The organism is Nocardioides pelophilus (assembly GCF_014180685.1).
Taxonomy (GTDB): Bacteria; Actinomycetota; Actinomycetes; order Propionibacteriales; family Nocardioidaceae; genus Nocardioides; species Nocardioides pelophilus.
Map to the genome: position 1 here is coordinate 1 of NZ_JACEHF010000004.1, position 20,290 is coordinate 20,290.

Sequence of the window (20,290 nt, forward strand, 5' to 3'; positions counted from 1 at the left end):
CTCGATCGCCGCGAAGGAGCGTGAGGAGCGGGAGGAGACCCGGGTGCACCCGGGCGACATCCGCAGGGGCCGGGTCGGCGGCGGCAAGGACCGGGACCGGCAGGTCCAGTGAGCTGCCCGTGAGCCCACCGCCGCGCCGTCCCCGAGCCCGACAGCAGCGCGGGCAGTCGCATGTCGGTGAGCGGTTCGAGGCCGAGATCGGTCCGGTGGCCCACGGCGGTCATTGCGTGGCGCGCCTTCCGCAGGGTGACGGCGACCGGGTCGTGTTCGTGCGGCACGCATTGCCGGGGGAGCGGGTGGTCGTCGAGATCACCGAGGGCACCGAGGGCGACCGGTTCTGGCGCGGCGACGCCGTCGAGGTGCTCGCCCCGTCGCCGGACCGGGTGGTCGCGCCGTGCCCGTACGCCGGGCCCGGCCAGTGCGGTGGCTGCGACTTCCAGCACGCGTCGTTGCCCGCCCAGCGGGCGTTGAAGGCCCAGGTGGTGCGCGAGCAGCTGCGTCGGCTCGCAGGGCTGGAGGTGGAGGTCGTGGTCGAGGCGGTGCCGGGCGACACCGCGGGCCTGGGTTGGCGGACCCGGCAGCGCTACGTGCCGCTGCCCGGCGGGCGACGCGGGATGCGCAAGCACCGGTCGCACGACGTGGTGCCGGTCGAGCGCTGCCTGCTCGAGGCACCCGACGGCCCGTCGTTCGAGGTGCGCGGCACCTGGTTCGACGTCGCCGCCAGCGGCTTCTGGCAGGTGCACCCCGGCGCGCCGGAGGCCCTGGTCGGCGCCGTGCTGGACGCCCTCGACCCGCAGCCGGGGGAGTCGGCGCTCGATCTCTACGCCGGCGTCGGGCTGTTCAGCCGGTTCCTGCTCGATGCGGTCGGCCCGGGTGGCCGGGTGTGCGCGGTCGAGGGGGACGGTTCCGCCGTACGGCTGGCGAGGCGGAACTGCCGCGGCCTCGACGCGACGGCCGGCGACGTCGGCGCCGTGCTCGCGACGACGTACGACGCCCCCTTCGACCTGGTCGTGCTCGACCCGCCGCGCGTGGGTGCGAAGCGGAAGGTCGTCGAGCAGGTCGTCGACCGGCGGCCGCGGGCCGTGGCCTACGTCGCCTGCGACCCCGCGGCGCTCGCCCGCGACGTGGCGATCTTCGCCGAGCACGGCTACCGGCTCACGGACCTCCGGGCGTTCGACCTGTTCCCGATGACCAGCCACACGGAATGCGTTGCGCTGCTGGAGCCTGCGGACGTTTGCGCGCGGCCGCGCTGAACGAGCCTTCACACGGGAAACAAGTCAACGGCGCGACAGACATCCTTCTGTGTCATCCCCCTTGGCGCCACAGATCAGATGTCACCTATCCGTGCAGCAGACCCGCCGTGGTGCTGTCACTGCTGAGCGCCGCAGCGTGAAAGGCATCCGAAAGGGGGGAAGCAGGCAGGACCGCCATCGTCGTGGAAGAGCCCGGGATCCGGGTCCCCACACAAGGAGCATCCCCATGGACAGGTCCACGAACATCCTCATCTCGTACTACTCCTCGACCGGCGGCGTGCACCGGCTCGCGGAGGCAGTGGCCGCTGGGGCCGAGAAGGCGGGAGCCGATGTGCGGCTGCGCCGGGTTCCCGAGCTGGCGCCCGCATCGGCGATCGCGGCCAATCCCGTCTGGGCCGAGCACGTCGCCAGCACGGACCACCTTCCCGAGGTGACCCTCGACGACCTGAGGTGGGCAGACGGCGTGGCCTTGGGGACGCCCACGCGCTTCGGGCTTCCCAGCGCCCAGATGAAGCAGTTCATCGACCAGACCGGTGGCCTGTGGTTCCGGCGCGAGCTCGAGGGCAAGGCGTATGCCTCGTTCACCGCGACCAGCACGGACCACGGCGGCGTCGAGGCGACGATCCTTGCTCTCAACAACACCTTCTACCACTGGGGCGGCATTATCGTGCCGCCCGGTTACACCGCTGAGGTCCAGCACGAGCACGGGAACCCGTACGGCGCCAGCCACGTCGCCAAGGGCGGCGCCGCACCGGGCGACGTGGCCCTGCTCTCGGCGCAGCACCTGGGCGAGCGGCTGGCTGTCGTGGCCTCGCAGACCCACGAGCTCCGGGCCGGCTGACCGGGCGCGGCCGAGGAGACCGTCGTGCGACACCACCGTTCCCAGCCCGTCCTGCTGGTCCTGGCCCTGACCGCGGTGGCGCCCGCCCTGTGGGGCACCACCTACTTCGTCACCACCGAGTGGTTGCCCGAGGACCGCCCGCTGCTCGCCGGCACGCTGCGCGCCCTGCCGGCAGGCCTGCTCCTGGTCGCGGTCACGCGCACCGTGCCCCGGGGCGCCTGGTGGTGGCGCGCCGGGGTCCTCGGGGTGCTCAACATCGGCGCCTTCTTCGCCCTGCTGTTCGTGGCCGCCTACCGTCTCCCCGGCGGGGTGGCCGCGACGCTGGGGGCGGTGCAGCCGCTGGTGGTCGTCGCGCTCTCGGCCGTGCTGCTGCACGAGCGGGTGAGCGGCCGAGCCGTGCTCGCGGGCGTCACCGGCGTGCTGGGAGTCGGGCTCCTCGTCCTGCGCGGCGACGCCCACCTGGACGTCCTCGGTGTCGTGGCCGGCCTGCTCGGGGCCGCGTCGATGGCGGTGGGCGTCGTCCTGACCAAGCGGTGGGGCCGTCCGGCGGACGTGGGGGTCGTCGCCTTCACCGGCTGGATCCTGTCAGCCGGCGGGCTCTTCCTGCTGCCGCTCACGCTGGTCTGGGAGGGCCTGCCCGGCAGTGTCTCCGGCAGCGAGACGCTGGCGCTGGGCTACATGACCTTCGTCAACACCGCGCTCACCTACTACCTCTGGGTCCGTGGGATCCAGCTGCTCCCGGCGAGCCGGGTGGCATACCTGGGCCTGCTCTCCCCCGTGGTGGCGACGGTGGTGGGCCTCGCTGCGGCCGGTGAGACCCTGTCCGGCTTGCAGGTCGTGGGCCTGCTGCTCGCCCTCGGGAGCCTGGTGGCCGCCCAGTCCCGCGGCGGTCTCGGCCCTCGGTCCGTGCCTCCCTCGCGGGTCGCCCGGTCCCGTACCGTTGCGCCGTGGAGGTCCCGGTCGAGTTCCTGGTCCTCGGACCGCTCGAGGTCCGGGTCGACGGGACCGTCGTCGCCCTCCGCGGCGGACGCCCCCGCACCCTGGTCCACGCGCTCCTCCTGAACCGGCGGCTCGCCCAACCGGTCGAGCTTCTCGCGGAGCGCCTCTGGGAGCGCGACGCCCCGGTCGACGGCTCGAACGCCGTGCACCAGCTCGTCTCCTACCTGCGGCGTGCCCTCGGGCCCGTCGGTCGGCAGGTCCTGGTCACCACGGCGACCGGCTACCGCCTTGACGTGTCGGACGACTGCCTCGACGCGGAGCGGCTCGAGCGGCTCGTGCGCTCGGCGATGGCGGGCACGGCGTCCCCCTCGGGTGTGGAGGTCCGCCGGGGCCTGGCCGAGGCCGATGAGGCAGTCCGCCTGTGGCGTGGCGAGCCGTACGCCGAGTCCGCGCACCACGAGTGGCTGGGTGGCGAGCGCGCGCGCCTCCAGGAGACGTACCTGGAGGCGCAGGAGACCCGGCTCGACGCCATGCTGGCCCTGGGGCGGCACCGCGAGGTCGTGATGGAGGCGCAGTCACTCAGCGCCGCCTACCCGCTGCGCGAGAAGCTGCACGCCCAGCTCTCGCTGGCGCTGTACCGCACCGGGCGACAGGGGGAGGCGCTCGAGGCGCACCGCGGCGTACGCGAGCTGCTGGCCCGCGAGCTCGGCCTGGACCCGGGTGGTGAGCTCCGGGAGCTCGAGCTCGCGATCCTCCGCCAGGATGCTGCCCTGGACTGGGTGGCGCCGTACGACGAGTCGGCCACGCGCGCCGGCGAGGGGCTCGCGACAGCCGCCGCGACGGCGGCGGACGAGGCGCCCCGCGTCCGACCGGCGCCCCATGCCGTGGTCGAGCCGCCGCTGTCCATGGTCGGCCGGGACCACGACCTGGCCACCGCCACCGCCACGATGCGGACCGCGCCCGTCTACACGATCACCGGCCCTGCCGGAGTCGGGAAGACCCGCTTGGCGGCAGCCGTCGCCGCGGCCGACGAGCGGCCCGTGTGGTGGGTCGACCTCAGCAGCGTGGCCCGCGAGCAGGACGTGCCGGCTGCGCTCGCCGACGCCCTCGACCTCCGACCGGCGGCCGGGCAGGACGCCCTCGTGACCGTCGCCGACGCCGTGCGCGACGCCCGCGGACTGCTGGTGCTGGACAGCTGCGAGCACCTCGTCGCGGCTGTCGGGTCGACGGTGATGGCTCTACGTGAGGTGGCGCCGTCGCTGAGCGTGCTCATGACCAGCCGACGACCCGTGGGACCGGTCGGGGGGACCGTCCACCAGCTCGCGCCGCTGGCCGTGCCCCCCGACGCCCTCGACGGCGCGCAGGAGCTCGCGGACAACCCTGCCGTGCGCATGTTCTGCGACCGTGCGCGCTCCCTGCGGGCGGACTTCGCGGCGACCGACGAGCGCCTCCGCGACATCGCGGCGATGGTGCGCACGCTCGACGGCCTGCCGTTGGGCATCGAGGTGGCCGCGGCCAACAGTGACGTCCTGACCACCGCGATGCTGCGTCAGCGCATCGAGGCACACGCGGACGGCCCCGTGGCCGAGGCGTCCTCGGTGCTGCCGCACCCCCGTTCCCTCACGGCAGCGCTCGACGCCAGCGTCGTGCTCCTGACGCCGGCGGAGCGGGAGCTGCTGTGGGAGCTCAGCGTCTTCCCCGCCAGCTTCACCGTCGGGGCCGCGGCGGCCGTCGCGGGCCAGGACGAGGAGGAGGTCCTCGGCCGGCTCGCGTCCCTGGTGCGCCAGTCGCTCGTCGTGCTCGACGAGCGGCACCGCCTGCTGGGACCGATACGGGCGTACGCCGCCAGGCGGGCGGCGGCCGAGCTGGACGTGGACTCCATCCGGGGGCGCCATGCCGACTGGGTCGCCTCGGTGTCCGGGTCGGTCCGGCGGCGGAGCGGCGGACTGGCCCAGCGCCACGAGCTGACCACCCTGCGGCCCCTGGTCGCCGACGCCCGCGCCGCGCTCGCCTGGTCCCTCGAGCAGCGGCGGCTGGAGCCGGCCGCCACGATCGCCGCCGCGTTCTCCTGGGTGTGGACGCTCCACGGCCAGGCACCCGAGGGGCTCGACTGGCTGCTGCAGGTCAGGCAGCTCTCGGACGAGGAGGGACGGACGGACCCCGACGCCGCTCTGGCCCGGGCCAGCGTGCTGCGGAGCGTGGGGCTCCTCGCGAACCCGATGGGACGCCTCGAGCTCGCCCGCGACGCCTGCACGGAGGCGATCGCGCTCGCCGAGCGCCACGGGGACCCCGAGGGCGCCGCGGCAGCCGCGCTGACCCTGGCGGTCTCCGAGTGGGCGCTGGGGGACATGGCGGCGTCGGCCCGCGCCGCCGACCGTGCCCGGGACCTCCTGGGCGAGCGCTCCGACACGTGGGGGTACGTCGCGGCACGTGTCCTGCGGGCCCGCGCTGCGCTCGACGGCGGCGAGGGGGCGGCCGGCGCTCTGCTCGAGGAGGCGACGGTGCTGGCGCAGACGGCCAACGAGCCGCACATGCTCGGGCTGGCCCTCGTCTGCAGTGCCCGGCTGGCGTTCCGTGACGGCGACGGCGACACCGCGATGGTGGCCGGCGCCGAAGCGCTACGGGTCTGGCGACAGATCGACTACAAGGAGGGTGAGATCTCGGCGCTCAACGCCCTGTCCCGCGCGTCCGCCGGCCTCGGTGACCCGGAGGCCGCGACCGCGCACGCCCGCGAGGCGCTGGCGGTTGCCCGCACCATCCAGCTGCGCGGCGGGATGTGCGAGGCGCTGGAGTCCCTCGCGCTGGTCGCGGCGGCCGACGGACGCCGCGAGCACGCCGCGCTCCTCCTCGCGGTCGCGTCGCGCGAGCGAGGCCGGCTCTCCGCGCCGGTCCCGCCCGCTGATGCGGGCGCAGTCACCGCACTGTCCCAGGACGTCACGCGATCCCTCGGCGCGGCCGTGGCGATGGTCGAGGCCCGGGCGAAGATCAGCCGGTTCGACGACCTCGTCGACGAGCTGCTGCGCTGAACGCCGCGGCGTCCACCTCGTCCGGTGCCCGCCCCACCACGCGCTGGTACCCGTCGGGGTCCGTGGCGCCCTCCGTGCACAGCAGCACGACCCGGGACTCGTGATCGAGTCCGAGGCGTCCCCGCACCTCCGGCTCGTCGGCCAGCGCCAGGAGGGCCGCGGCCGCGGCAGCGCCGGTCTCACCGGCGGCCACTCCGTCCTCGGCGAGGAGGACCATGGCCGTCTCGGCGAGAGCGTCGTCGATCACCAGGCTCCCCGTCAGACCTGCCCGCAGCGTCGGCCACGCGAGCAGCGACGGTGTCCCACAGTTCAGTCCAGCCATGATGGATCTGTGGGGACCTGGCCGAGCTGAGCAGGACCGACGTCGGGACCACCGTGACTCCCACAATCGTGCAGGCGGGCTCCGCGGCAAACACCGTTCCGGGTTCCGGGTCCTTCGCCGTCGATGTCAGGGCTCGGACGGTGACGGAGCAGCAGCGCGTCGACCGAGCCATGCAGTCGCTCCGCCCAGCACTGCCGTGGGCCACGCTCGACATCGATGGCGGCCCGAACCGGCCACCCATGGAAGCCTCGTCCTCGGCGGGTCTCTACGCCCGGATCTGTGCGCTCGCCGCACGCCTCGACATGCCGGAGCCGAGGTCCGTGGCCGTGGGCGGGGCCTCCGACGGCAACTTCACGGCCGGCGTCGGGACTCCGACTCTCGACGGTCTCGGCGCCATCGGCGGGGGAGCCCATGCCGACGACGAGCACGTAGTCATCGACGAGCTGCCCGGCCGGACCCACCTCCTGACCGCCTTCGTGCGCGACCTTGTCGGCGGGGAGGCCCGATCCGACCACGCCCACGCGTAGCGGGTCGTGGACCGCACGATCGGCGGCGCCCTGCGTCCGGGTCAGGACTCCGTCCGGTCCTCTTCCGCGACGAGGTGCGCGGTGAAGGTCGTGTCGCGCAAGGACGCCACGATGTCGGAGCTCGTCATCGTGCCGAGGACCGTGAGCAGCCCCGACTTGGCGTCGGCTGTCACGGCCTGGACGCCGTCGACGTCTCGAACCAGCGCGGTGGCGCGCCGTACGCATCGACGACAGCGCATGCCGTCGACGGAGAAGGTCAGTGTGCGCATGGGCGTGCCTCCGAACGGGGGATGGTGGACAGGAAAGGTCGGCGCCCCGTCCGCCGCTGGGCGGACGGGGCTCGACGTCTTTCAGCTCGCTCCCACGCGTGCTTCCTCGGCGGAAGGCGCCGCAGGGGAGGCGGCTGGTCGCAGCGTCAGTGCCGCGATCAGCGCTCCGGCACCGGCGATGGCGGCGGCGCCCCACAGGCCAGCTGAGAAGCCGTTCGTCAGAGCGTCGGCGTCGCCGATCTGGTCGGCGCCGTACGCGGCGGCCACGGCCGTCATGGCAGCGAGTCCCAGCGCGGACCCGATCTGGTAGCTGGTGTTGACGATTCCTGCCGCGAGCCCGCCTTCCTCAGGGGCGGCCGCTGAGAGCGCGGTGCCCAGAGAGGGGATGAACGCCATCGCCATGCCAGCGGCCGTGACGAGGGTGGCGGGCAGCACGTCCACGGAGAACGATCCGTCGGGGCTGATGAAGGAGAGCCACACCAGACCGACGGCCAGGGTGGCCAGGCCCGCGACCGTCATCGCCTTGGTGCCGTGGCGGGCGATCAGGCGCGGAGCGATCGCGACCATGCCGATCATGATGGTCAGCGTGAGCGGCAGCAGCGCCGCGCCGCTGGCGAACGCCCCGAGCCCCAGCACCTGCTGCAGGTACAGGTTGATGAAGAAGAACATCGGGATCCAGGCAGCACCGAGCAGGAGCTGGGCCACGTTGGCCGCGGCGAGGTCGGGTGCGCGGAAGATGCCCAGGCGCATCAACGGCTGGCGCAGGCGGGCCTGCAGCGACACGAAGACTCCCAGCAGCACGACTCCGGCGACGGCGGGGATCACTGTGGACGAGGCGGTCCAGCCTGCCTCGGGCGCCTGCACGACGGCGTAGACCACGGCTGCGATCCCGGCGGTGACCGTGCCGGCGCCCACGAAGTCGATGCTGCCCCGGGTCCTGGCGCCCGCCGGCATGACCGCCGAGGACATGACCAGGACCGCGACGGCCAGCGGCACGTTGATGAAGAACACCCAGGGCCAGCTGGCGTACTCGGTCAGGACGCCGCCGAGGAAGACGCCGGCGGTGCCGCCGGCGGGTGCGGCGGCGCCGTAGAGCGCCAGGGCCTTGGTGAGCTCCTTGGGGTTCGCGCCGAAGATGGTGAACAGCAGCGTCAGCGCCGAGGGCGCGATCAGTGCTGCGCCGGCGCCCTGCACGGCGCGGCCGACGATCTCGACGGTGGCGGTGTCAGCCAGTCCGGCGACCAGCGAGCCAACGGCGAGGATGGCCCAGCCGGCGTTGAAGATGCGCCGAGCCCCGAGCAGGTCGGAGAGGCGTCCTCCCAGCAGCAGGAGTCCGCCGAACGCGACGACGTAGGCGTTGAAGACCCAGCTGAGGTTCTGCGGATCGAAGCCGAGGTCCTGCTGCATCTCGGGCAGCGCCACCCCGATGATGGATGTGTCCATGATGACCATGAACTGAGCAGCGGCGATGAGCCCCAGCGCCAGCCAGCGCCGGTCGCCGGTCCTTCCCGCGGTCGGTGCGGTGGAAGACATGGGTTTCCTCTCTTTCAGTGGTGAGCGGCGCAGTGATGCTGCCGATGCAGAGAGGCTGCCCGGGGCGTCTGTCCGTCCCCTGTCCCACTCCTGTCGCCACGAAGCCGGCCCCGGATGGTCGCCAGCCCCGGGTTCATGCAGCGCGACAGTCTGCGGACAGCGTCAGGACAGTGGACCTCCCCATCGTTCTTCCCACGGGGTACTGCCGGCGTGACGACACGTCTCGACCAGTGCGCCTTCCATCCGCGACAGACAAGGAATTTCCCATGACCAGTAGCAACTTCACCGTGGTCGGCATGACGTGCAACAGCTGCGCGATGACGGTGACCGAGGAAGTCACGCAGGTCCCCGGCGTCCAGGACGTCGCCGTCGAGCTCTCGACGGGACGTATCACCGTCACGTCGGACTCCGACCTCGACCCGGCCCTGATCAAGGGTGCCGTCGAGGAGGCCGGCTACCAGCTGGCTGCCGGTTGAGAGCACCTGCCGGTCCCTTCCTGCCACCCGTCCAGGAAGGGACCGGCCCCCCTCTTGCCGCTCCCACCACAAGGACATCCGATGACTTCCTCACCTCAGCCCGGCGCAGGAGCTGATCTGTCGACCACCCGACTCCAGGCGCCGTGCACCGGCCGCGAGCGAGGCGTCTCATGACCGTCGCATCGGTCGTCATCGTCGGCGCGGGTGCAGCCGGCACGGCCGCCGCAACCCAGCTGCGAACGCTCGGGTTCGACGGCGACCTGACTCTCGTGCACGGAGAGGGGCCCGTTCCCTACAACCGGACCGCGGTGAACAAGACCCTGTTGCAGCCCGACGCCAGGCTCGAGTCCGTGCGTACGGTCCTCCCGGACGATGCCCCCACCGTGCTGCTCACCGGCCGCGCCCAGGGGCTGGACATCCCACGCCGAGCGGTCGTCCTGCAGGACGGCAGCCGCCTCTCCTATGACGCTGCGATCATCGCCACAGGCGCGCGGCCACGTCTGCTTCCAGCACGCGTGGGAGGCCTCGACGGCCCCGCGCTCAGTGGTCTGGTCACGCCGCTGCGCACCTCCGACGATGCCGACCACATCCGGCGACTCCTGGCCGATGTCGGCAGGAGGCACGAGCGTCCGGCGCGGGTGGGCATCGTGGGCGCGAGCCTGCTTGGCTCCGAGACGGCCGACGTCCTGACGACCTTGGGGCATGAGGTCTTCCTGATCGGCGCCGCGGCCGACCCCATGGCCCGACGGTTGGGCACCACCATCGCGAGGTGGGTCCGGAAGCGGCACGAGGAACACCTCGCCGGCCTCATCGAGGCCCGCGTCGACTCGCTCGAGGTGGCCGGCGACGGCCTCCGGCTCGCCCTGAGCAACGGCACAGGCCTGACCGTGGACCTGGTCATCGAGGCACTCGGGGTCGACCCCGACGTGGACTGGCTGCGCGACTCCCCGCTGGCGCTCGACGACGGCGTGCTCGTGGACGACCGTCTGCGCGCCGTGAACGTCGAGGGGGTGTACGCCGCCGGGGACCTCGCTCGGGTCGAGGGGTCGACGCGGATCGAGCACTGGGGCCATGCGTTGGCGCAGGGAGCCCACGTCGCCCGCACCGTCAGCCACGACCTGCGACGGACCGAGGACCCGGGGCCGTTCGGTCCCAGCGGTTCCTACTCGACGTGGTTGTACGGCAAGGCCATCAACGTCCTCGGCTCGCCGTGCCCCCGACGTGACCGGGAGGTCGTCCTGGCGCCGCCAGGGCACGAGACGCACGTCACCGTCTTCACGAGCGCAGAACACCGCGTGAGCGCGGCGGTGACGCTGGGTTCGGCGAAGCTGGCCAATCGGCTGCGACCACTGGTCGTGGCCCGCGCGGCGGTCGAGGAGGTCGCCGACGTGGTGACCGCCACACTGAGCCCCACGTCGGGCGTGTGACCACCGCGCGAGCCCTCCATGATCTTCAGCGCGGCCACACGCTGCGCTGATCCCTGCCGCCGCGGTGCCCCCCTAGCTGCGCGGCAGGCCCCCCAGAAGGCGCCGTCCGGGTCACCCGACCCGGGCGGCGCCGAGGTCTGCGGGCTCACCCGGCGTCGGGTGCCTGTCGTGCCGTGACGTCGGCGACGGGGGCGGACAGCGCCCGGACGACGTCACCCGCGTCAGCCGAGGCGCTCACCCCGTGCGCGCCTGCACCGATCGAGATGGTCCCGCGGACCCGGACGTCGGCGACGACGGGCCACGCATGCAGTGCGCCGAACGGGGTGATCGTGCCGCGCTCGTATCCGGTCACGTCTCGAGCGGTCTCGGCGTTGGGCATCGAGAGGCGGCTGACGCCGAGGAGGGCGCGCAGCTTGGGCCAGCTGATCTGCCGGTCCCCGGGGACCAGGATGAACAGGTAGTCGTCCTCGCCACGACGCACGACCAGTGTCTTGACAACCTGGTTCGGGGCCACGCCGCGGGCGCTCGCGGCCTCGACGAGAGAGCTCACGGGACCGTGACGAACGATCGTGTGGTCGATGCCGGACAATTCGAGCGCCGCCCTGGCGCGTTCCTCACTCATCATGACCCCTCCTCCTCGGTTCGACGGACGACGCCTGCGCGACCGCGGTCAGCCTTCCGGGTGCTCCGCGGAACCGCCGGTAGCTGTAGCCCAGCAGGGCAAGCGCGACGGCCGTCGAGGCCAGCTGCGTCACACCGACGACCACGCCCCCCGGTAGCCACCAGGTCTCTGTCAGCGGCCACCACAGGGGTGCCGGAGGTGACGCGATCCAGATGATGCCCGCCGAGAGGACAAGGGCTGCACCCCCGATGGACACGGTGAGGCGCGGCCAGGTGGCAACACTCCGTGCGGCCCCCTCGAGGGCGCGCAACCGGACCCATCCGACGCGGCGCTCGGCCCAGGCGTACTGGCGCGAGAGCAGCATCAGTCCGGCGAACGTGATCAGGAGGCCCGGCCCGGGCAGCGGGATCGCCGCCAGTCCTCCGACCAACAACAGCCAGCCGGCCGTCTCGCGCAACACTCTCTCCGCGGCGCGGACGACTCGTGTCATCACGCGCCCCCGACGACGCTGCACCGCCGGCGGGGGGCTGTCGTGGTACCCGGGACAGGGGTCTTCGTGGTCGTTGCCATGGCAGGGGCCTCCTCGGCGCCCGGGGGATCGGGTCTCGTCCGGGGCGGCGTCGGAGAGTGGACGGCGTCGCCGGGATGGGTCAGGTGGCGGCCGGCTGGGCGGGCCGCGCCGGGGTGGTGGTCGGCGCGGCCGGGGTGTCAGTGGCTCGGCTCCTGAACGAGCGCAGCTGCAGGCTGTTGCCGACGACGAAGACGCTGGAGAACGCCATCGCGGCGCCGGCGAGCATCGGGTTGAGCAGCCCGAGGGCGGCCAGCGGGATCGCTGCGACGTTGTACCCGAAGGCCCAGAACAGGTTGGTCTTGATCGTTCCGAGGGTCTTGCGTGAGAGGCGGATCGCGTCGGCTGCGCTGCGCAGGTCTCCGCGGACCAGGGTGATGTCGGCGGCCTCGATGGCCACGTCGGTGCCGGTGCCCATGGCCAGGCCGAGGTCGGCCTTGGCGAGGGCCGCGGCGTCGTTCACACCGTCGCCGACCATGGCGACCACCTTCCCCTGGGCCTGCAGCTTGGTGATGACGTCGACCTTGTCCTGGGGCATGACCTCTGCAATCACTTCCTCGATGCCGACTTCGGCGGCGATCTGTTCGGCGACGGCACGGTTGTCACCGGTAAGCAGGATCGGGGTCAGGCCCAGGGACCGCAGCTGTGCGATCGCCTCGTAGCTGGTCGCCTTGACCTGGTCTGCCACCACCAGGACGCCCCGTGCTTGGCCGTCCCAGCCAACGGCGACGGCGGTCTTGCCCTGCGCCTCAGCGTTCGCCTTGGCGCGTGCGAGGTCGATGTCGAGGTGCTGTGACCAGTCGGCCAGCAGCGTCTCGCGTCCGACGAGGACCGCGTGTCCGTCCACGATGCCCTGGACGCCCTTGCCTTCGACGTTCGCGAAGTCCTCAGGGGTGGGCAACTGCCCGACTTCCTGGACCGCTCCCTTGGCGATGGCCTGGGCGATGGGGTGCTCGGAGGCGTCCTCGAGGGCACCGGCCAGGCGGAGCAGCTCCCCGCGGGAGACGCCGTCGGCGACGAACACGTCGACCAGGGTCATCTTGCCGGTCGTGACGGTGCCGGTCTTGTCCAGCACGATCGTGTCGACCTTGCGGGTCGACTCCAGCACCTCGGGGCCCTTGATGAGCACACCCATCTGGGCACCGCGGCCGGTGCCGACCAGCAGGGCGGTCGGCGTGGCAAGGCCCAGCGCGCACGGGCAGGCGATGATGAGCACTGCGACCGCCGCGGTGAAGGCGGCGCTGACCGGGAATCCCGCGCCGAGCCAGGCCGCAAGTGTGGCCACCGCGATGCCGATCACGATCGGCACGAAGATGCCCGAGACCTGGTCGGCGAGGCGCTGGACCTGCGCCTTGCCGGACTGGGCGTCCTCGACGAGCTTGGCCATGTGGGCCAGTTGGGTGTCGGACCCGACCCGGGTGGCTTGCACGACGAGGCGTCCGCCCGCGTTGACGGTGGCGCCGGTGACGGGGTCACCCTCGCCCACCTCCACCGGCACCGATTCGCCGGTGAGCATGGAGGCGTCGACTGCGGAGGTGCCGGAGACGATGACGCCGTCGGTGGCGATCTTCTCGCCGGGACGGACCACGAACTCATCGCCCTCGGTGAGCTCGGCGGTGGGGATGCGAACCTCGACGCCGTGGCGCATGACGGCCACGTCCTTGGCGCCGAGCTCGAGCAGGGCCCGCAGCGCGGCACCGGCCTGTCGCTTGGATCGCTTCTCGAAGTAGCGGCCAGCGAGCAGGAACATGGTGACGCCGGCGGCGACCTCGAGGTAGATGTTCGCGGCGCCGTCGGTGGGCTTCACTGTCAGCTCGAAGGGGTGCGTCATGCCGGGGGTGCCGGCGGTGCCGAGGAACAGTGCGTACAGCGACCACAGCAGCGCCGAGAGGGTGCCGAGCGAGACCAGCGTGTCCATGGTCGCGGCGCCGTGCCGCAGGTTGGTCCACGCTGCGCGGTGGAAGGGCCAGGCCGCCCAGAGCACCACGGGTGCTGCCAGCGTCAGTGACGCCCACTGCCAGTAGTCGAACTGGAACGCGGGGATCATCGACAAGGCGATGACGGGCACCGCGAGGGCCACTGAACCGAGGAGGCGCTGTCGCAGGGCGAGGAGCTCCGTGTCGGGCTGCTCGTCCCCCGACGCGTCCGCGTCGGGGGCAGCGTCCTTGCTGCGGGGCAGAGTGGCGGTGTAGCCGGCCTTGGCCACCTCGGCGATGAGGGCCGCGGTGTCCACCCCCTCGGGGGCCAGGACCTGCGCCTTCTCGGTGGCGTAGTTGACGGTGGCGGTGACGCCATCGAGCTTGTTGAGCTTCTTCTCGATCCGCATCGCGCAGGAGGCACAGGTCATCCCGCCGATCGCGAGCTCGATGCTGGTGCCCAGGTTGGGGGCCGGGTGCGCAGTCATGGGTTCTTCCTTCGGTGTGCGATGTGCGTCAGTGGTCGTGGCCGTCGCCGGACTCGGCGTCGGTGTCGGGCTCCGTGACCGCGTGCGTCGGCTCGGAGTGGCCGTCCTCGGCGGTGGGGAGGCCGGCTGTGTCGACGACGAACGGGGCGCTGTGGACCTCGCCGTCGACCTTGAAGTCCAGGTAGAGCAGGTAGCGGCCCGGGGTGGGTGCCTCGGCGATGAAGCCGATCTCTGGGCCGGACTCCTCGCCCGCGGCCGGCTCGTCGCCTTCGGGGTGGACGTGCAGGAAGGCCAGGTCGCCCTCACGCAGCGCGACCAGGTGGCCGAACGCACCCAGGTAGGGCTCGAGGTCGGTGACCGGGGACCCGTCCCTCGACACGACGAAGGTGAGGTCGGAGCCTGATCCGGGGGCCACCTCACCTCTGAGCTCCACGCGGTACCCGCTGACGGTCGCGGTGCTGGCCGGCGCGGCGGGTGCGGGGGTGAGCCGGCCGGCCACGTCGACCGTGCGAGTCAGCGTGATGGTCTCGACTGCTCCGTCCGTCTCCGGGACGAAGTCGGCATAGACGCGGTAGGTGCCGGCCGAGGTCCAGCTCCAGGGCAGCGACCACGTGCCGTCGTCATCCATCGTGGGGTGCACGTGGCGGAACCGGGTCCCGTCGGTGCGGACGACGATCAGGTGCATCCGCTTCTCGTGCGAGGTGGCGAAGCGCGTCACGCCCGTGCCGTCCGCGTCGAGGATCCGGAACGACAGCTTCCCGGCCCGGTCGACAGCGCTGGGGGCAGCGACGGGGGAGAGCAGGTAGCCGTTCTGTGCGCTGGTGACGCCTGGGGCGGCGGCGTCGGTCTGGGACGGTCCGCTCGAGCCGTGGCCCCCGGGGCCGCTCGTGGTGCCGTTCATGGTGTGCCCGCCGGCTTCGTCGGTCCAGCTGTCGACCGTGCTCGCGGGCACGACGGCGTCTGCCGCGACGAACGCGCCGCCGAAGACGAGGGCCAGCCCGGCGCCGTAGGCCCCCAGGCGGACGGGGGTGCTCACGACGCGCCCGCCGTCCGGTAGCCCGATTCGGCGACGGCGGCGAGGACTGCGCCGTCGTCGACCTCTTCGGTGGGGACCTGGTACTCGCTGGTGTTCATCGCTGGCTCCTGGCTGTCATAAGTGGGGAGATGCCCCCCAGGGGTATGGGAGACGGAACTATATACCCCAGGGGGGTATAGGAGAGGCCGGCGGGCCGACAGGAAGGCGCGGCCGCTCGGGCGGTCAACGATTGCTGCGCCAGATCACGCCCATGCGTGGGTCGCCGGGGAGCACGGCGAGGGTCCCGATCGCGCCGGGACGGTTCAGGCGGAAGACGCGGGCGTCGTGGGTGTGGCGGGTGGCCCTGCGGGCCTGGGCGCCGCGTCGTGACTCGTGCACGACGAAGGCTGCGTAGATCTCGTTCATGGCGGTGCGTTGCCTTTCGGAGGGGGACGGGTGCGTGCCATGACTGTGGCCCGCCCGGGTTGCCGTCCCCTGTCCCAACGCTGTCCTGCGGCGCAGGCGCAGGCGCCGACGGCGCTGTGGCGCCCGTTCCTCCACCCGGCAGCTGATCTCCCGTACAGTCGGAGGGCCACCACTGGGCGTTGCCTGAGCCCCCGCGTGACATGACGACGACTACCCAGCGGGGTGACGAGGAGAGCTTGTGGACGTGCGCTTCCGGCTGTTGGGACCGATGGAGATCCTCGTCGAGGGCTGCCCGGTAGGGATGCCCGGCGCTGCCGAGCGCGCGGTCCTGGTTCAGCTCCTGCTGTCCCCCGGGCGGACGATCCCGGCGACCATGCTGGTGGACCGGCTCTGGTCGGAGTCGTCGCTTCCCCAGGATCCGATGAACGCCCTGCAGATCCGGGTCTCGAAGCTACGACGCAGTCTCAAGGCGGTCGGTGTGCCTGAGGTGGTCACGCGCGAAGGCGTGGGCTACCGCGCGAACGTCGATCCCCGGTCGGTCGACGCCGTCGACTTCGTTGCCCGCGTGCGGGAGGCGAGGGCGCGATCCGAGGCGGCGGTGGACGGGGCTGACGCGGCCTCGCTGGACGCGTACGACGAGGCCCTGGCCTTGTGGCAGGGCGACGCACTGGCCGACTTCGCAGCCGAGCAGTGGGCGATGGTCGAGGCCGCTCGGTTCTCCAAGCTCAGGCTGGCCGCGCTCACCGAACGTGCTCAGGTCGCGCTGGCGCTCGGCCGCCACGCGGAGGTGGTCGCGGACCTCGATCCTCTGGTGGCGCATGATCCGACCCTCGAGTCGCTCACCGGGCTGCTCATGGTCGCTCTGTACCGCAGTGGGCGACAGACGGAGGCGCTCGAGGCGTATCGGCGCACCCGCGACGTCCTGGATGAGTCCTTGGGGCTCGAGCCCTCCTTGACGCTGCGGTCCCTGCACGAACGCGTGCTCCGGCAGGACGAGGCGCTGGGCTCACTACCCGACCTGACCCCGGCGTCCGTGGCGGTGTCCCGCGTCGTCCCGGCCGAGAAGGTCGGGACTGCGCCCACCAACCTGCCGACGGTGGTGCGTCCGCTGATCGGCCGCGACGCACAACTCGACTCACTCGGAGAGCTCGTCCTCGGCACGCGCCTGCTGACGCTGATCGGCCCCGGCGGTGCCGGCAAGACATCCTTGGCGCTCGCCGCCGTGGTGCGAACCTCCGAGGCCTTTCCGGACGGCGCTTTCGGGGTCCGCCTCGCCTCCGTCGACATGCCCGACGAGGTGCCACTGGCGGTGGCCGACGCCCTGGGCGTGCCTCTCGACGGAGCGGCGGGGGACCGTGACGTGCGCGAACGAGTGGTCTCGTACCTGGTCAGACGCCGACTCCTGCTGCTGGTCGACAACTGCGAGCACGTCATCGACGCCGCTGCCGGTCTCATCGACCAGATCCTCAGCAGGTGCCCTGACGTCACGATCCTGGCGACGAGCCGTGAGGCTCTCGCGATCCCCGACGAGGTGCAGGTGACGGTGGGCCCTCTGGGGACGCCGCCGGACGGCACCCCCGCCGGGGACGTCCTGCTGTACCCGGCCGCGCAGCTGTTCGTCGAGCGGGCCCGGTCGGTGCGGCCCGGGACGGTCTTCGGGGACGAAGACCTCGCTGCGATCGGTCGCATCACTCGCGCTCTCGACGGCATCCCACTCGCGCTGGAGCTTGCCGGCGTTCGGGTGGCGACGATGTCGCCCGTCGAGATCGCTGGCCGCCTGGACCAGCGGTTCGCGCTGCTCACGACGGGGGCGCGCACCGCCGAAGCCCGGCAGCAGACGCTCCGCGCGACCGTCGACTGGAGCTACGCCTTGCTCACCGAGCGGGAGCAAACCGTCTTCAACCGGCTCGCCGTCTTCCAGGGAGGATGGAGCCTGAGCGCGTCGGAAGCCGTGGTGACCGACCCCGCTCTCGCGACAGGTGAGGTGCTGGACACCCTCGGCCGGCTGGTCGAACGCTCGATGGTGGTGGTCGACCGAGGGGCATCGACCCGCTACCGGATGCTGGACACCCTGCGCCACTACGCCGCCGAGCAGCTGGTCGCTTCCGGTGAGCACGAGGCCGTGGCGCAGCGGCATGCGGAGCACTTCCGTGACGTCGTCCACGACGCCGAGTCCCGCCTGCGCGGCCACGACCAGCGTGAGACCTTCCAACGGCTCCGCGACGAGCAACCCAACATCAGGGCTGCGCTCGCCTGGCTGGGCCGGCCGGGTGGCGATCTCGACTCGGCACTCGAGACGGCCGGTGCCCTCGGGCTCTTCTGGCACCTCGGGCGCCACCTCGAGGGCCGCGAGGTCTTGTCCCGCCTGCTCGAGTCGGGCGAGGGCAGCCCGTCCTCGCGGGCCCGTGCCCTGCAGGCGGTCTCCCTGGTGGAGCGCCCTCGCGCGTGCCTCGTGCACCCGAGTCCGCGCTGCGCCGAGACCGCCCGGGAGAGCCTGGCGATCTTCGACGCCCTGGGCGATGGCTCCCGTGCCGCCCTCTCACGCGTCCTCCTGGCCGTCGAGGGCGTCACCGGCCAGGACCCCGACCAGGCCGAGGACCTGCTGTGCAAGGCCGAGGCACAGTTCGCCGCCGACGGTGACGCCTGGGGCGGCGGCGTCGTCGGCTTCGTACGCATGGAGACCGCCCTCAAGAACGGGAACGAGACGGCTGCGGTCCCCATCGGGCGCGCGACCTCCGCGACGTTCCGGCACCTCGACGATCCGTGGGGCCTGTCCGCGATCCTCTACCACCTCGGCTGGGGGCTGCGGCAGTTCGGCCGCTACGACGAAGGCTCACGTGCTCTCGAGGAGGCGATCGACGTGGCGGCCGGGGCCGGCCTCTACAACACCGTCCAGTGGGCGCTGGCCGACCTGGCGATCGCTCAGCTCCACCTCGGCGACCAGGAGGCCGCTCGAAGCCTCCTGGACCGGGCGAGCGCCGCGTCGGAGCACGTCGGTGACGGGGCCGGCGCCGTCCTCGCCTGCTACGGCCACGGGCTCGTCGCCCAGGTCGGCCAGGAGTGGGGCCTGGCACGCGAGCGGTACGCGGAGTCGTACGCCGGCTTCGGCGCGCTCGGCACGCCTGTGTCCCAGGGCCTCGCGCTCGCCGGCCTGGCCCGGTGGGACGAAGCTGCGGGCGACGCGACCGCTGCCGGTCGCCGGTACGACGAGCTGCTCGAGCTCAGCCGCAGGATCGGCGAGCCGGGGCTCACCAGCACGGCGCTGGAGGGACTGTGCCGGCTCGCCTCGGCGCGTGGGGACAGAGACCTTGCTGCCGGCCTGCTCGCCGAGGCCTCCCGCCTGCGGATCTCCTCGTCCCGACCACGCCCGCCGCACGAGGAGCGTGACCTCGCGGCCGCCGTCGCCGACCTCACGCCGGACTCCGTCGCAGGAGTCTGACGTCCCGGGGCGGCACCGCCGCTCCCCGAGCCCACCCGTGAGGCAACGCAGACTCAACGCCCGGCCGGAAGACTCGCTCCGATCTTGCAGTCGGGACCGGCCGCCACTGCACACCACGCACAGAGGAGCTCAGATGGCCGACGACACCTGGTTGCCCCGAGACTGGGAGCACCCGCTGCGGGAGGAGCTGTCCACGGGTCACCACCTCCGGCCGATCAGTCCTGACGACACCCACAAGGACATGCTCGCCGTGATGGGCTCTCGCGAGCGCCTGTGGTCGATCTACGGGGAGGCCTGGGGATGGCCCCCTGCGGACATGACGCCCGAACAGGATCGCGCGGACCTGCAGCACCACGCCGACGAGATCGAGCGCCACGAGTCGTTCAACTACGCCCTGTTCGATGCGGAGGAGAGCGAGCTCATCGGTTGCGTCTACATCGACCCGACCGACAAGGCAGGCGCGGACGCCGACATCTCCTGGTGGGTCCGGGACGAGTACGTCGGATCTGCCGTGGAACGCGCCCTCGATGAGCTCGTCCCGAGGTGGATCGCCGCCAGGTGGCCCTTCCGGCTGCCGCGACTCGTGGGCGTCGACATCAGCTGGCAGTCCTGGCTCGCCATTCCCAGGCAGCGGTGAGCGGTGACAGGCGAAGTCGGCTCGGCGCCGAGCGTCCGCATCATTCACCTTGACCCGGCGACTCTCGAACATCTCGCCGACGGCGACCTGGTCCTTGCGAGCCAGCACTGTCCCTGGCAGCTCTCGCCCTGGCTGGCGGGACCCGACGCGGTCGACGTGTGGCGGGTGCGTGCACGGCAAGCCGTGGCTGCGCCCCAGGACCTGCCCTGGATCACGGGCATCGTGTGGGACGAGCACGCAGCGGCGGCGGTCGGGATGGCAGGATTCCACGCGGCCCCGGATGCAGAAGGCATGGTGGAAGTCGGCTACGCCGTCGACCCGGCCCTGCGTCGGCGCGGCGACGCGCGGGCCGCCCTCGACGTGTTGCTCTCCCGCGCTCACGCGTCACCGCTCATCCGGACCGTCCGAGCCACCGTCGCTCCTGACAACCTGCCCTCGCTCGCACTGCTCGCTGACTACGACTTCCTCGAGGTGGGCGAACAGTGGGACGAGGAGGATGGTCTGGAGATCGTCTACGAGCTCGCCGCAGACGCCTCTCGATCCCGCGCCTGAGGGCTCCCGCCCAG

At 72.3% G+C, this 20,290-nt stretch carries 18 protein-coding genes; 10 read left to right on the plus strand and 8 right to left on the minus strand.

Annotated features, from left to right (window positions below; translation table 11 throughout):
• Positions 1–119 precede the first annotated feature (119 nt).
• The 4 genes from H0488_RS02000 to H0488_RS02015 all read left to right on the plus strand — a co-directional run bounded on the left by H0488_RS02000 (position 120) and on the right by H0488_RS02015 (position 6,059).
• Positions 120–1,253, plus strand: coding sequence for a class I SAM-dependent RNA methyltransferase (locus H0488_RS02000; RefSeq protein WP_183097605.1), 1,134 nt, complete (start codon positions 120–122; stop codon positions 1,251–1,253).
• A gap of 226 nt (positions 1,254–1,479) precedes the next feature.
• Positions 1,480–2,094, plus strand: a complete 615-nt coding sequence (gene wrbA / locus H0488_RS02005; protein ID WP_183097606.1) for an NAD(P)H:quinone oxidoreductase — start codon at positions 1,480–1,482, stop codon at positions 2,092–2,094.
• A gap of 24 nt (positions 2,095–2,118) precedes the next feature.
• Positions 2,119–3,156 (plus strand): EamA family transporter, encoded by a 1,038-nt coding sequence (locus H0488_RS02010; protein ID WP_312856171.1) that lies wholly within the window; start codon positions 2,119–2,121, stop codon positions 3,154–3,156.
• Entirely contained in the window at positions 3,042–6,059 is a 3,018-nt protein-coding gene (locus H0488_RS02015) for an AfsR/SARP family transcriptional regulator (protein ID WP_183097607.1), read from the plus strand. The genes H0488_RS02010 and H0488_RS02015 overlap by 115 nt, the downstream gene beginning before the upstream one ends.
• Here the strand turns inward: H0488_RS02015 and H0488_RS02020 are convergent.
• Positions 6,019–6,471 carry a pyridoxal-phosphate dependent enzyme gene (locus H0488_RS02020; protein WP_312856172.1) on the minus strand — a complete coding sequence of 151 codons (453 nt, stop codon included), beginning with the start codon at positions 6,469–6,471 and terminating at the stop codon, positions 6,019–6,021. The two genes, H0488_RS02015 and H0488_RS02020, sit on opposite strands and share 41 nt — an antisense overlap.
• Here H0488_RS02020 and H0488_RS02025 point away from each other — a divergent pair.
• Positions 6,408–6,908: a M20/M25/M40 family metallo-hydrolase gene (locus H0488_RS02025; protein ID WP_246371332.1), complete on the plus strand. Its 501-nt coding sequence runs from the start codon at positions 6,408–6,410 to the stop codon at positions 6,906–6,908. The genes H0488_RS02020 and H0488_RS02025 overlap by 64 nt on opposite strands.
• A 41-nt stretch (positions 6,909–6,949) precedes the next feature.
• Here H0488_RS02025 and H0488_RS02030 read toward each other — a convergent pair whose 3' ends face one another.
• Together H0488_RS02030 and H0488_RS02035 are read right to left on the minus strand one after the other, a co-directional pair.
• Entirely contained in the window at positions 6,950–7,177 is a 228-nt protein-coding gene (locus H0488_RS02030) for a heavy-metal-associated domain-containing protein (RefSeq protein WP_183097609.1), read from the minus strand.
• 81 nt (positions 7,178–7,258) lie between these two features.
• Positions 7,259–8,710, minus strand: a complete 1,452-nt coding sequence (locus H0488_RS02035) for an MFS transporter (RefSeq protein ID WP_183097610.1) — start codon at positions 8,708–8,710, stop codon at positions 7,259–7,261.
• 266 nt (positions 8,711–8,976) lie between these two features.
• On the opposite strand from H0488_RS02035, the gene H0488_RS02040 reads away from it, so the two are divergent.
• Together H0488_RS02040 and H0488_RS02045 are read left to right on the plus strand one after the other, a co-directional pair.
• The gene (locus H0488_RS02040; protein ID WP_183097611.1) at positions 8,977–9,186 is read left to right on the plus strand and encodes a heavy-metal-associated domain-containing protein; all 210 of its coding nucleotides are present in this window, start codon (positions 8,977–8,979) and stop codon (positions 9,184–9,186) included.
• Between the two features lie 170 nt (positions 9,187–9,356).
• Entirely contained in the window at positions 9,357–10,613 is a 1,257-nt protein-coding gene (locus H0488_RS02045) for an NAD(P)/FAD-dependent oxidoreductase (protein ID WP_183097612.1), read from the plus strand.
• 145 nt (positions 10,614–10,758) lie between these two features.
• On the opposite strand, the gene H0488_RS02050 is transcribed toward H0488_RS02045, so the two are convergent.
• The 5 genes from H0488_RS02050 to H0488_RS02070 all read right to left on the minus strand — a co-directional run bounded on the left by H0488_RS02050 (position 10,759) and on the right by H0488_RS02070 (position 15,648).
• Entirely contained in the window at positions 10,759–11,163 is a 405-nt protein-coding gene (locus H0488_RS02050) for an aminoacyl-tRNA deacylase (protein ID WP_312856174.1), read from the minus strand.
• Positions 11,164–11,227: 64 nt separating this feature from the next.
• Positions 11,228–11,725: a PGPGW domain-containing protein gene (locus tag H0488_RS02055; RefSeq protein ID WP_183097613.1), complete on the minus strand. Its 498-nt coding sequence runs from the start codon at positions 11,723–11,725 to the stop codon at positions 11,228–11,230.
• 160 nt (positions 11,726–11,885) lie between these two features.
• A complete protein-coding gene (locus H0488_RS02060) occupies positions 11,886–14,207 on the minus strand; it encodes a heavy metal translocating P-type ATPase (RefSeq protein ID WP_183097614.1) in 2,322 nt (773 codons plus the stop codon).
• A gap of 28 nt (positions 14,208–14,235) precedes the next feature.
• Complete coding sequence (locus H0488_RS02065; protein ID WP_183097615.1) at positions 14,236–15,243, minus strand: DUF8832 domain-containing protein; 1,008 nt, start codon at positions 15,241–15,243, stop codon at positions 14,236–14,238.
• A gap of 222 nt (positions 15,244–15,465) precedes the next feature.
• Positions 15,466–15,648 carry a hypothetical protein gene (locus H0488_RS02070; RefSeq protein ID WP_183097616.1) on the minus strand — a complete coding sequence of 61 codons (183 nt, stop codon included), beginning with the start codon at positions 15,646–15,648 and terminating at the stop codon, positions 15,466–15,468.
• A 238-nt stretch (positions 15,649–15,886) separates the two neighbouring features.
• Between H0488_RS02070 and H0488_RS02075 the strand changes: the two genes are divergently transcribed.
• From H0488_RS02075 to H0488_RS02085, 3 genes are all read left to right on the plus strand, one after another.
• The gene (locus H0488_RS02075; RefSeq protein ID WP_183097617.1) at positions 15,887–19,087 is read left to right on the plus strand and encodes an AfsR/SARP family transcriptional regulator; all 3,201 of its coding nucleotides are present in this window, start codon (positions 15,887–15,889) and stop codon (positions 19,085–19,087) included.
• A gap of 133 nt (positions 19,088–19,220) precedes the next feature.
• Positions 19,221–19,724, plus strand: a complete 504-nt coding sequence (locus H0488_RS02080) for a GNAT family N-acetyltransferase (protein ID WP_183097618.1) — start codon at positions 19,221–19,223, stop codon at positions 19,722–19,724.
• A 3-nt stretch (positions 19,725–19,727) separates the two neighbouring features.
• Positions 19,728–20,276, plus strand: coding sequence for a GNAT family N-acetyltransferase (locus H0488_RS02085; RefSeq protein ID WP_183097619.1), 549 nt, complete (start codon positions 19,728–19,730; stop codon positions 20,274–20,276).
• The last annotated feature ends 14 nt before the right edge of the window (positions 20,277–20,290 follow it).

What these genes read in the sequence shown, in the direction of transcription:
- wrbA (WP_183097606.1), top strand. Translation starts at nt 1,480, where the DNA reads ATGGACAGGTCCACGAACATCCTCATCTCGTACTACTCCTCGACCGGC.
- H0488_RS02030 (WP_183097609.1), bottom strand. Translation starts at nt 7,177, where the DNA reads ATGCGCACACTGACCTTCTCCGTCGACGGCATGCGCTGTCGTCGATGC.
- H0488_RS02035 (WP_183097610.1), bottom strand. Translation starts at nt 8,710, where the DNA reads ATGTCTTCCACCGCACCGACCGCGGGAAGGACCGGCGACCGGCGCTGG.
- H0488_RS02040 (WP_183097611.1), top strand. Translation starts at nt 8,977, where the DNA reads ATGACCAGTAGCAACTTCACCGTGGTCGGCATGACGTGCAACAGCTGC.
- H0488_RS02045 (WP_183097612.1), top strand. Translation starts at nt 9,357, where the DNA reads ATGACCGTCGCATCGGTCGTCATCGTCGGCGCGGGTGCAGCCGGCACG.
- H0488_RS02055 (WP_183097613.1), bottom strand. Translation starts at nt 11,725, where the DNA reads ATGACACGAGTCGTCCGCGCCGCGGAGAGAGTGTTGCGCGAGACGGCC.
- H0488_RS02060 (WP_183097614.1), bottom strand. Translation starts at nt 14,207, where the DNA reads ATGACTGCGCACCCGGCCCCCAACCTGGGCACCAGCATCGAGCTCGCG.
- H0488_RS02070 (WP_183097616.1), bottom strand. Translation starts at nt 15,648, where the DNA reads ATGAACGAGATCTACGCAGCCTTCGTCGTGCACGAGTCACGACGCGGC.
- H0488_RS02080 (WP_183097618.1), top strand. Translation starts at nt 19,221, where the DNA reads ATGGCCGACGACACCTGGTTGCCCCGAGACTGGGAGCACCCGCTGCGG.